The following is a 12,706-nucleotide window of genomic DNA, read 5'->3' on the forward strand; positions in this document are numbered from 1 at the left end:
TCGATGATGTCACTAACGAACGGAAAACCGGTATTACGTGCCGCCCGGAAACTATTTCCGGTACTGGTTCTCGTATTGTGGATGATGGGGGGTATTCCATACCAGGCGTTTTGCCAGCATCCCGCCACGGAGGTGCATTTTCTTTCCGGTACGGATAATGAACATACCGTAACATGGGACTTTTGGTGTTCCGGAGGGAGGAACAGCGGCACATGGGGTAAAATAGAGGTGCCATCCCACTGGGAGCAGCAGGGATATGGAAACTACAATTATGGACGCGATTACGTTACATACGGCAGAAATTTCCGGTTCCATGATGAAAAAGGGGTATATCGGCACGCGTTCGGCCTGCCCAGGGGATGGCCCGGGAAACGGGTATTCATCGTGTTTGAAGGGGTGATGACCGATGCTGAAGTTAAAATCAATGGACAGCTGGCAGGTCCCATACATCAAGGAGCTTTTTATCGGTTCAAGTATGATATCACGGATAAACTTCACGCCCATGGCTCGAACCAACTGGAGGTAGTCGTCAGTAAAATGTCGGCCGACCGTTCGGTAAACAATGCGGAGCGATTGGCGGATTATTGGATTTTCGGTGGCATTTACAGGCCAGTATACCTAGAGGCTGTTCCGCACACATTCATCGATTGGACTGCAATCGATGCGAAGGCCGACGGCACGTTTGCCATGCGGGTTCACATCGGGGGCGCCACCGCCGATCTTTCGGTGCAATGCGAAATCTTTGATTCCAATGGCTTGACGGTAGGTAGCGCGAATGCCGCAGTCAAGCTGGGTGATTCTGTCGCCTTGCTGAAGACAGCAGTGACAGCCCCGGCCTTATGGACGGCCGAAACGCCGACACGGTATAACGTGCGGATTCAGTTGTTAAAAGAAGGGCAGGTTATTCACTCCAGCCAGGAAAAATTCGGATTCCGGACCGTCGAAATACGGAAACAGGATGGCATATACATCAATGGCACTAAAGTGAAGATGAAAGGGGTGAACAGGCACGTATGGTGGCCTGAAACCGGGCGATCGGTCAACCCAACGATCGATCTGAATGATGTCAAGCTGATAAAACGCATGAACATGAATGCCGTGCGTTGTGCGCATTATCCGCCCGACAGGTCCTTCCTGAACGCCTGCGACTCACTGGGCTTGTATGTGCTGGATGAACTGGCAGGCTGGCAGCAGGCATACTCCACCGAAGTCGGCGCTAAGTTGGTGAAGGAAATGGTTATCCGTGACGTAAACCATCCTTCCGTGATTTTCTGGAGCAACGGCAACGAAGGAGGGCATAACTTCCGACTGGATACCGTTTTCGGCTACTACGACTTGTCTAACCGTCCGGTCATCCATGCTCATCACCGCCCGGGAAATGCATTCAACGGGATAGACTGCAACCATTATGAGGATTATTACAGTACCGAAAAGATTCTGGCAGATACCAATATTTACATGACCACGGAGTTCCTGCATGCGCAGGACGATGGGGGCGGGGCGGCTGGCTTGGCAGATATCTGGGAGTTGCATTGGCGCTCCAAGTTGGGTGCGGGTGGCTTTTTATGGGCGCTGGTTGATGAAGGGATTGTGCGCACCGATGAGGGAGAAACCATCGATGTCAACGGCGTAAATGCGCCGGACGGACTGGTGGGGCCTTACCGCGAAGAAGAGGGAAGTGTCAATGCCATACGGGAAATTTTTTCGCCCATCAACATATCACTACCGCGCTTGCCAGCTGATTTCTCAGGACGGATACCTGTGGAAAATCGCTATCATTTTACTGTTTTGGACGCGTGTACGGCAGCTTGGGAACTGATCGACTTTGATTTGCCTTTGTCCGGGGGCAGCGGCTATACGGTTAAACACCGGGGGAATGCGGCATTTCCCGCCATCGCACCGGCAGACAGCGGGCAGTTGCTACTGGATCTGCCGCGCAACTGGCGCGATTATGATGCACTTTCCCTGCGAGCCATTGATCCGCATGGGGATGAGGTTTATCGCTGGACGTGGAAGATACAGCCATCGGAAAAATTGGCTGTAAACCGTTTTGCTGAACCCGCAGACAGTGTGGTGCGGGTTAGCGATATGGATAGTGTTTTCTTGCTGCAGGCCAATGGTATCAGTGTGGCTATTCATAAGAAAACCGGCTTGCTGGCCGGGCTGAGTAACGTGAACAGCAAAAGCTTGTCTTTTCGTAATGGACCTGTCCTTGTGCAGGGCGAAGCCCTTCCTGAACGGGTGGAGTATACCATGGAAGATGGTGCAGCTGTAGTGACGGCCGCTTATAGCGGAAACCTGAAGTACATCACGTGGCGTATGGAGAAGACCGGGTGGCTGGAACTCCGTTACGGTTACCAGTTGGAAGAAGGCGAATACCCCTTCGCCGGGGTCAGCTTCAATTATCCCGAAAATTACGTACTCGGCGTTAAATGGCTCGGAAAGGGGCCTTACCGAGTCTGGAAAAACCGGTTGCAGGGGACCACTTATAGCGTTTGGAAAAATCGGAACAATAATACACAGACCGGTAGTTATCCTTGGGTTTATCCGGAGTTCAAGGGCTACTATGCTGACGTTTCGTGGATGGAATTCAACACGGTGGAGGGCAAATTTTATGTTAGCTTTCCCACAGAAGGCATGTATGTAAGGTTGTTTGACTTTTACGGCATCACCGGTCCTGAATCATATCCGGTATTGCCCTGTGGAGACGTTTCGTTTTTGGATTATATCCCTCCTGTTGGCGGTAAACTGGCACTTAACATCACCAGTGATCCCCGTGGGTTCGGGCCGAGCAGCGAACCGAACCGGCTGAACAACCGACTGATTGAGCGACGGGTATATTTTTACTTCGGTTTACCGAAGGTGGATGACGGGAACAAGCAGTTCGAGATGCCCAAAGTCAACGTATTGACCGATTAGGTATGTCGTTCATGCTTGGCCAGCATATGCTTACTGTATTCAGATGGTGAATAACCGAAATGAGATTTGAAGCATTTCCGGAAATAATCCGGGTCATTGAAACCTACAAGGAAAGAAATTTCATTAACGTTGAACTTCCGGTCTGTAAGCAGTTGCTTCGCACGCTTCAACCGGATTTCCTTGACGATATCAACGATGCTCAAACCCGTCAGCGCCTTCATTTTCCGGTATAGCTGAGCTCGGCTCAGGCCTATGTGTTCACAGATGTCATCAACATTCAGGTCCGAGTCGGAAAGCCGTTCATCAATGAAACTCAATACCTTTTTAAGCAGCTTTTCATCCGGCGATTCAAGATTGAAGCCGGAGGGCTCCAGTGTAATCTTGGTTTTGAATTTCTCCTGCAACCGGGTTTTATTCAGCAGCATGTTTTTTATTTTTAGCAACAACAGGGTCAAATTGAAGGGTTTTACGATATAATCATCCGCACCTGTTTCCAAGCCTTCAATTTCGTACTGGATAGGTGTTCTGGCAGTAAGCAATATAAACGGAACGTGGCTGATGAGCATATGCTCCTTCACCCGTCTGCATAATTCAAATCCATCCATTTCGGGCATCATGTAATCGCTGACAATCAGGTCCGGCGCATGGGCAAGCGCTAGGTCAAGTCCCTCAGCCCCATTGGCTGCTTCCAGCACGTTGTATTCATGGCTCAGGGTGTCGCTGAGATAACGACGCATGGCGTCATTGTCCTCCACCACAAGCAATGTATACGGTTTGCTGGGGTCTACTACTCGGGTATGCTGGCCTTGGTGCGCCAAAGGGAGATCTGGCTTTCCACGTAGCTGCGGGGTTTCTCCCGAATCATTTAAGCGGAACTGCTCGGTGGTGTTATCTTCGGTAACCGGAATACGCACAAAAAAAGTGGTCCGGTTCGGTTTTCCTTTGCCGCGGTTGCTGGATACCGAAATGGTCCCCCCATGCAGCTCAACCAATGATTTGCTGTATGCCAGTCCGATTCCCGTGCCATCGCTTTTATTTACCGACCCCCGTTGGAACGGCTGGAAAATCCGTTCCATCTCGTCTTCCCGAATACCAATGCCATTGTCGCTTACCGTTATGACGGCCACTTCCGGTGATGACGACCTATCCAATGTCAACGAAACCCGTATTTCCCCGCCTTCCGGTGTAAATTTAAACGCGTTAGACAAGAGGTTGTTAATAACCTTTTCCAGTTTGTCGGCGTCAAAGTCATTGACAAGCACCGCCAAGGGCGTGACGGTTTCCAGCTGAATGTGCTTCTGTTCGGCCATCGGCCGGAACGCCTCCACCGTATCCTCCACGAAGCTGACCATATCACGTTTTTCGGCCAGCAGATGCTCATTTCCGGTTTCAAATCGGCGCATGTCCAACAGCTGGTTAATTAGCTTAAGAAGCCGGTCACCGTTTTCCTTCATTGTCTGCAACTGCTTCTGGATGGCTAAATTATCTTTGCAAAAGGTTGTCAGTTGTTCAATCGGGGTTAAAATCAACGTCAATGGCGTCTTGATTTCATGCGATATGTTGGTGAAGAACTGCACCTTGCTTTCGTGCAGCTCCCGTTCTTTTTCATGGAGAATAGCTTCATAAGCCAATCTGTTTTTCAATTTGGCGTACCGTACCACATAATAATAATAGGCATACAGTAACGATACGATAAAGAGTACATACACCACATAAGCCCACTTGCTCAGCCAGAATGCCGGCGCAACGGAAATCTTCAGCGTTTTCGGCACGGGGTTCCATATGCCGTCGCTGTTAGACGCCTTAACTTTGAAAACATAATTGCCGGCGGCAAGATTGGAATAGGTGGCTACCCGATGCGAAGCGTCGGTGTAAATCCAGTCTTCATCGAAACCCTCAAGCATATACGCGTACCGGTTTCCCACTGGATTCGTATAATGCAGCGCAGCAAATTCTATGGCAATGCTTTTGTCACGGTGGGTGAGCGCGAGCTCCTCAGTGAGGTAGAGGGGTTTTTCCAGGAGGACTCGCCCGTTGATTTCGCGGTTTACGCCAATCTGCTTGTTGAGAATCTGAAGTTCCGTAAACACGATTTGTGGCGGGCGTTGGTCGCACGTAATGCTGTCGGGGTTAAATACATTGTATCCTTTGGCTCCTCCGAAATAGAGGTTGTTGGTAAACCGGCTTTTCAACGCTGCTCCTTCCAGAAATTCATTGCTTTGCAAGCCATCCTGTTGCGAGTAGTTTCGGATGGAAAGTGATTTCTTGTCTATCCGCGAAATGCCGGCCTTGTGACTTACCCAAAGAAACCCATTGTTATCCTCAAGGATTCCGGCTATCATCCCATTGGGAAGTCCGTTTGGCGAAATGGAAAAACGCCGGAACGTATTTTGTCGGGGATCATAGCAGTCCAGTCCGTTCCCCGTACCAATCCAGATATACCCCTCGCTGTCTTCGTATAAGACATAAATGCGGTTGTCGCTGATGCTGTTTGCCGAGTCGCGCTTGTGGATATAATGTTCCACAAGTGTAACCTCTCCCGGGGTGTCTTTATTCAGGACGCTGATCCCGCCGCCCTCCGTCCCTACCCAAAGCTTGCCGTGGCTGTCTTCCATAATGGTCCAGGTATGTTCGGTAAATAAGGTTTCCGATGGATTAAAATGGATCACGCTGTCTGTGGCCGGTGAGTATTGGTAGATACCGCTCCAGGTTGCAAACCAGAGACACTGCTGCCGATCTTCAATAATGCCGAATACAGCGGTATGACCGGGCGTAAGCTGGTCATAATGGCGGATTTCTCCGGTTTTGGGCAGGTAGCAGTCCAGACCCGATTTGGTGCCGATCCAGAGCCAGCCCCTTGAATCGCAGTAAATCCTGCGTATCTGGTCGCTTCGTAACGAATGCGGGTCAGCCGGATCGTGCCGGAGATGCCGATAGGTGCCGTTTTTCCCGATAATGGTGATGCCTTTATCCCGCGTACCCACCCACAGGTTACCCTCGTTGTCCTCACAGAGTGTCCGCACATTGTCATCGATGATAGAGCGGTTGCTTGTGGGGTCAAAATGATGGTAATGGAACGGATTGGCATTCAGGTTGGCCTTGTTAATGCCGTTGCTGTAAGTGCCTACCCATAGGATATCCTGATCATCGAGATAAACATCGCTTACGTAAGAATCATTCAGTGACCCACGGATACCGGGATTCGCCGAATAACGTTTGATTTCCCTGCTGGGGAGATAAGTTTCTACCAACGTATTACTGCGGCGTTCAAGTCGCCATTCGTAATCTTTGAACTTGAAAGTGGTATGTTGGTGATGGTTTTTCCGGAAGATCGACTTTTGTATGTCATCAGGCACGCGCTCCAGCGGAACACGCTCAAAATCGTCGGTCTCGTAATTGTATTTGCAAAGTATCTGTTCATCGAACGTCATCACCCAGATATCTTGGTTGTTATCTTTCAAGATGTTGTGGATACGGTTGTTATTGACGCTTTTGGGGTTTTCAGGGTCATACCGGTATATCTTGAACCGGTATCCGTCGTACCGGCATAAACCGGACCACGTTCCGAACCACATAAACCCGTATTTATCTTTCGCAATACCATGGATGGTATTTTGCGGCAGGCCGTCCTCTGACGTGATATGCCCGAATCTCAGGTTAAGCGACTGGCCTATGGACCACGGCGCATAAAGTAGTAAAAACAGGGTTAAGTAGCGATAACGCATGAGCCTATAATTAGATCCGATATGGACTGGTTAGCGATAATTGGTTATCACAAATATAACATATCCAGTTGAAACATGCATCCCGTACTATCATGCATTATTGTGTTATAGACACTTTTTCGATGGAGATACAATTTTACCGGAAATTTGAATGATTATTACTTATCCCTTGCCGCTGTTCTGCGTACGTTTGCATAAGTCACTGATTCTTGGTGGTTGTCCAACGGAGAGGGAACAAAAAGTGCAACAAATTAAACCAATTGCTATGTTATGATAATGTACTTCAAAACTTCACGAAAAGGAAATCTTTCATGCTACTTGGGTAGGCCGGATTTTTAGCGGCCGGAACTCAATCGGGAGTGTCCGGTATGATGCCGCGGCAGGAAGGCCGAGGGCGTTGCCCGCAGTTTGCCTGCATAGCCTGGGCATACCCTGAGAAGGTGTTTCTGGGTGGCCTCTTCATGAGCCTATTTTGAGCGACCTAAAACGCATGTGATTGCCGTAAAGATGACAGGGAATGCCGGCCCTGTACTTGCCAACTAAACTGAAAAGTACTAACGTCTTTTTAAAGACCTGAAGAATGACAAGAAGATACACAGCTCTAGGGTTCGCGGTGTTATGGTGCACCGCGGTACTGTTTAATGCCTGCAAAGACAAAGCATGGGACGAAATGTACGGTCGCCCTGATTGGTTGGCCGATCCCATTTATCAACAATTGGAATCCCGGGGTAATTTCACGTCTTTCCTCAAAGTAGTGGAAAAAGCAGGCTATACAAATACGTTGGGGAAGGCCGGCTATTGGACGCTTTTTGCACCCAACGATGAAGCTTTTCGGCTATTTTTAGCTGAGAATCAACTGGCCAGCGTAGACGATATCGACGATGTTACCGCAACGGCAATCGTCAAGTATGCATTGGCGTACAACGCCTACCGGAGCGACCAGTTGCACCAGTACCAACAGCCGGGAGGGGCAATCGATAGGCTGGCCTATAAACGCAAGACCGCATATTACGATTTTGTAAAGCCCGGCCCCTCGCTTCGATACCCGCGGATCATCAATAATAATACCAACCTCGGATTTTACAATGTGGGCGACAACAACTATAAACATATTCCTTTTTTTCTGAAGAGTTTTATGGATGCCCAGCAATTGACAGCCGAAGACTATAATGCCTTTTATCCCGATAGGCCTTACACCGGCTTTAACGTAGCGGGCGCCGGGGTGGTCACGCCGGATATTTTGGCAGAAAACGGCGTTATCCATGAAGTGGATCGTGTGATACTGCCATTACCGAGTATTGAAGATTATCTGGCTGCGAATCCGAAGTACTCCTATTTCAAGCAACTGCTGGATGAATTGTTGGTCAGGTATGAAGGTAATGCTGACATTACGCATCGCTTCCGCGTCCTGACAGGTCAGCCCGACTCGGTATACACCAAGATTTACAGCCCTGATTTGGCCTTTTCGCTGAACAATGAAAACCATATCAATAACACGACAGCGGGGCAGATGGAAGGATACGCACTTGTGGCGCCGGAAAACGAAGCATTGCATGCGTACGTTCATGGCCCGGAAGGTATTTTGATGCATTACGGCTCGTTTGATCGGGCGCCCACATCTATTTTGGTCGATTTAATTAATGCACACATGTGGGGGCAAAACCTATGGCCCAGCAAATTCCATACGGTATACAACGCGCATCAGGAGCTGGCCTCTTTTGACCGCTCGCATCTTGTCGAACGGAAACTTGCCAGCAATGGCTTTTTCTACGGAACCAATAAAGTGCAGGAAGCCAATGTGTTCCGTACCGTGTATTCTAAGATCTACCTGGATCCTAAATATTTGTTGATGAACAGAGCGGTGGGAACCGCTGGTATCAGATTTTCCATGACCAACCCGTTGCTCAACTATTCGGTATTCATGATGTCTGATACGCAGATACGGGGTGCTGGTTACGACTTCAATACGAACACCGATGCCTGGACATATACGGTTAATGACGTAGTTCAGTCAGGTATCGTTCCCCAAAACAGGATACTCCGCATCTTGCAGACGGCGGTGGTGCAGCAGAACATCACGGACCTCAGCGGGGAAGGGGTGCTGCAAACTTTCAACGAAGAATACATCAAATACCGGAATAACCAAGTATTCGCAGCGGGGAATGAAGACCACGGTACGGTGGTCACTATTGACAGCGTCAAGACAACCGTTAATGGAACCGTATATTATACCAAAGGAATATTACAATTTACAGAAAATGAGATTGGTTTTCATATCGAAAAGCTGGCGGCGCAATATCCCCAGACATACGGCCATTTTTTCAACTTTTTATTGAATTCGCCTTCCCGGTACAACGCCACTACCAAGCAACTGAACGGTACGAGTGCCGGTGTCATGTATACCGTGTTGGCGCCTTCCAACGCTGCGATAGAAGATGCAGTGAGACGGGGCGATTTACCGGGCGATCCGGCCACCGGTGTCCCCAACTTTACCCCGCCGGTTGGTCCGAATGCGGATAAGGTGTCCCGTTTCCTCCAGTATCATATACTGGATGGACGTACCGTGGCATTGGATAACCGGAGTGATGACCCGATGGCGGTCGCCACATTGTACAAAACTGATCTCGGCGACCCCACTTACATTACGGTGACCAAAAGCGTGGGGCAACTTTCGTTCCGCGACGAACAAGGCAATGTGACGCAGGCCGATGCGGCTTTCAGCAATAATTTGTCGAACCGGACATTAATCCATTCCATTAACCATGTATTGAATTACCGAAATTAAACGCTTTTTTCCATGAACAAACGAGTAAAATCGATACAATATCCGCTCTTACTGGTATTCCTGCTGCTTGCGGCAATGACGGCGGGCCAGCCGTCGGAGAAGATTTCCGTTAGGGGCCGGGTAGAGGATACTGATGGGAATGTGATTGCCGGAGCATCCGTCGTTGAACTGGACAAAGACGGGCGCACGGTTTCCGGCACTACCTCCGATATGACCGGTAACTTCGTGCTCCGAGTAGCACCGGGTCACCGCATCAGCGCCTCCATTATCGGGTATCAGACAGCGGTGCAGAATATCAACAACCGGACGTTCATCGTTTTCCGGTTAAACCCTGCGCAAACCGCCCTGGAAGAGGTGTCTATTGTAGCCGAAACCAGACCGAAGATCGACTACGGCACAGGGCTGCAGATTGCAGAACGGGATCTCACTGGAGCCGTATCGCGGGTTAGTGCCAAGGATTTGGAGGAACTATCCGCGGCCTCTATCGACCAGGCGTTACAGGGACGGCTCCCCGGAGTGGATTTCGGTGCCACTTCCGGCGACCCCGGCGCGGGCATGTCCATCCGGATACGGGGTACAGCATCCATTAACGGCTCGGCCGACCCGCTTATCGTGCTGGACGGGATGCCGTATGAAGTATCTATACCGGAAGACTTCAATTTCGGCTCGGCCGATGAGCAGGGATACGCGCAATTGCTGAATATCACACCGGCGGATATCCAGGATATCACGGTACTGAAAGACGCTGCCTCCACGGCCGTGTGGGGTGCGCGTGCTGCCAACGGTGTATTGATTATCAATACGAAAAGGGGACAGCTGGGTAAGCCCGTGGTTACCTATAACCTGCGGGGCATCGTACATCAGCAACCTCAGGCTATTCCGTTGCTCACGGGCGACCAGTATTCGATGCTGGTGCCAGAGATGGTGATGAATGCTAATGGGCTGCCGTTAAACCTGCAAAACAATAAGGAATTCCTTTACGATCCCAACGATCCCTACTGGTATCACAACTACAGCCGCAACACGGATTGGATTCAGGAAATCACCCAAATCGGGTATACGCATGACCATAACTTGTCTATGACCGGAGGTGGACAGAAGGCCAGGTACTACGCTTCTGTAGGCTACCTGAACACCGTGGGAACCACCAAAGGGACAAACTTGGACCGGATTACCACAAAAATCAACTTGGACTACACGGTGTCGTCACGCCTCCGGTTCCGGACGGACGTAACCTATGCGTACATTAACAACCGGCTGAATTATACAGGCGGAATACGAGGCGTCGCTTACATCAAAATGCCCAACATGGCGGTCTATGAATATGACGAACACGGACTACAGACGCCCGTTTATTTCTCGCCTGCACAAAATATCCAAGGGCAATATTCACGAACTTACAATCCCTTAGCCATGGCCGAACAGGGATACGGTCGCCAGATTGGCCAGCGGATTACCCCGCGGTTTAACCTCCAATATGACATCATACCCCGAACGTTGTTTACCACGTTTGACCTCCAGTTCGACATCAACAATACAAAATACAACAGCTTCCTGCCGCAGGATGCCACGGGCCGGCCGTTTACCGAAACGGTGGTAAACCTGGCTACCGACGAAGAAAATGACTTCATCGCCGTGGCGTCTAAGCTGAACCTGTTGTATACCCCGCAACTGAAAGGGGAGCATACGCTGCAGTCCTTGCTCTCCATCCAGACACAGGACGATCGCAACCTGTTCCGCTCCGCACGGAGTTCCAATACAGCGTCGTCCGTCCTGCGTGATCCGGCTATCCCGGGCAGGCAGATTACCGGGGCGCTGAATGCCTTTGGCGACCAATACCGCAATATCGGCGTGCTGCTGAACGCCCAGTATGGGTTCAAAGATCGGTACATCATCAACGGAAGCATCCGCATGGACGGGAATTCCCGCTTTGGCCCCGAAAACCGCTATGGTTATTTCCCTGCCGTTTCGGCCCGCTACCGGATTTCCGGCGAACCGTTTATGGAAAAATATGCGCACTGGCTGGATGACCTCAGCCTGCGTGGCAGCTATGGCCAAGCTGGTAAAGCACCACAGCACAACTACATGTTCTATAATAGGTATGCCAACTACGCATGGAGTTACCTCGATGAAGCGGCCGTGTTCCCGGCCAACATCGAGCTCAGCAACCTCCGGTGGGAGACGCTCGTGGGCAGCAACATCGGCTTCAATCTCTGGATGTTCAAGGGACGTGTCCGGTTGGATGGCGAACTCTATCGAAACCGTACAAAAGATTTGATTTTCAACAACCTTCGACTGCCCACATACAGCGGCTACAACACAGCCACGTTCAACGTGGGAACCATGGATAACCAAGGGTGGGAGCTCATGCTGAACACACAACCTTTCCGTTCGGAAAACTGGAGTATCGGCGTCGACTTCAATATTGCCCGTAACTACAACGTGGTGCGCGAAGTGTCGGAGTTTTTCCCGCGCGAAAACGATGCGCGCATTGGTGAGAACGGGGTATATAAAACCTATCTGCAAATCGGGAATCCGTTCGGGTCGATCTATGGCTTCCGGTACAAAGGCGTGTACAGAGACGAAGAAGCCACCGTCGCCAGAGATGCAAACGGAAACCCCATCACCGGACTGGACGGGCAGCCGGTATATATGCGGTTCAATTACCCGTTTACCGATTATGTGTTCCAGCCCGGCGATGCCATGTATGAAGACATCAACCACGACGGTAATATCGATGAAAACGATATGGTGTATATCGGCAATACCGTACCCAAGTATACCGGCGGTTTTGGCTTTAATGTCACCTACAAAGGAAACCTCCGGCTCATGACATTTTTCAGCTACCGGCTGAAGTACGATATGATCAACGGCGGGATGATGAATACCACGAACATGTTCGATTTTGATAACCAAAGCACCGCCGTATTGAAACGGTGGCGCAATCCGGGCGACGAGACGGATGTACCCCGCGCGCTGTACCGGAGCGGTTATAACTGGCTGGGCTCCGATCGCTATGTAGAAGACGCCTCGTTTGTGCGCTTACGGTCCGTCACCCTGAGGTACAATCTGACCAACAGGCTACTGAACAGGCTGGGACTGCGGAGTGCGGGCTTATATGCCACGGTTGAAAATCTGTTTACCTGGACCCGGTATACCGGGCAGGATCCGGATATAAGCATCCGGGGCAATGTAGACCCTTTTAGGTATGCGCAGGATAATAATTTAACACCCCCCACGAAAAACTTTTTGTTCGGGATTTCGGCGGGCTTTTAAT

The 12,706-nt window shown here is 50.3% G+C and carries 4 protein-coding genes; 3 read left to right on the top strand and 1 reads right to left on the bottom strand.

The features are described 5' to 3' along the window. Nucleotides 1-3 precede the first annotated feature (3 nt). Nucleotides 4-2,919 (top strand): glycoside hydrolase family 2 protein, encoded by a 2,916-nt coding sequence (locus BM030_RS01180; RefSeq protein ID WP_244518593.1) that lies wholly within the window; start codon nucleotides 4-6, stop codon nucleotides 2,917-2,919. Here BM030_RS01180 and BM030_RS01185 read toward each other — a convergent pair. Continuing rightward, nucleotides 2,916-6,644: a hybrid sensor histidine kinase/response regulator transcription factor gene (locus tag BM030_RS01185; RefSeq protein WP_090970236.1), complete on the bottom strand. Its 3,729-nt coding sequence runs from the start codon at nucleotides 6,642-6,644 to the stop codon at nucleotides 2,916-2,918. The two genes, BM030_RS01180 and BM030_RS01185, sit on opposite strands and share 4 nt — an antisense overlap. 580 nt (nucleotides 6,645-7,224) lie before the next feature. Here BM030_RS01185 and BM030_RS01190 point away from each other — a divergent pair. Both BM030_RS01190 and BM030_RS01195 read left to right on the top strand, forming a co-directional pair. Continuing rightward, nucleotides 7,225-9,429 (top strand): fasciclin domain-containing protein, encoded by a 2,205-nt coding sequence (locus BM030_RS01190; RefSeq protein WP_090970238.1) that lies wholly within the window; start codon nucleotides 7,225-7,227, stop codon nucleotides 9,427-9,429. Between the two features lie 12 nt (nucleotides 9,430-9,441). Beyond that, on the top strand, nucleotides 9,442-12,705 hold the full coding sequence (locus BM030_RS01195; RefSeq protein WP_090970240.1) for a SusC/RagA family TonB-linked outer membrane protein: 3,264 nt from the start codon (nucleotides 9,442-9,444) through the stop codon (nucleotides 12,703-12,705). Nucleotide 12,706 lies beyond the last annotated feature (1 nt).

The sequence above is a fragment of the Parapedobacter composti genome, assembly GCF_900112315.1.
Classification (GTDB): Bacteria; Bacteroidota; Bacteroidia; order Sphingobacteriales; family Sphingobacteriaceae; genus Parapedobacter; species Parapedobacter composti.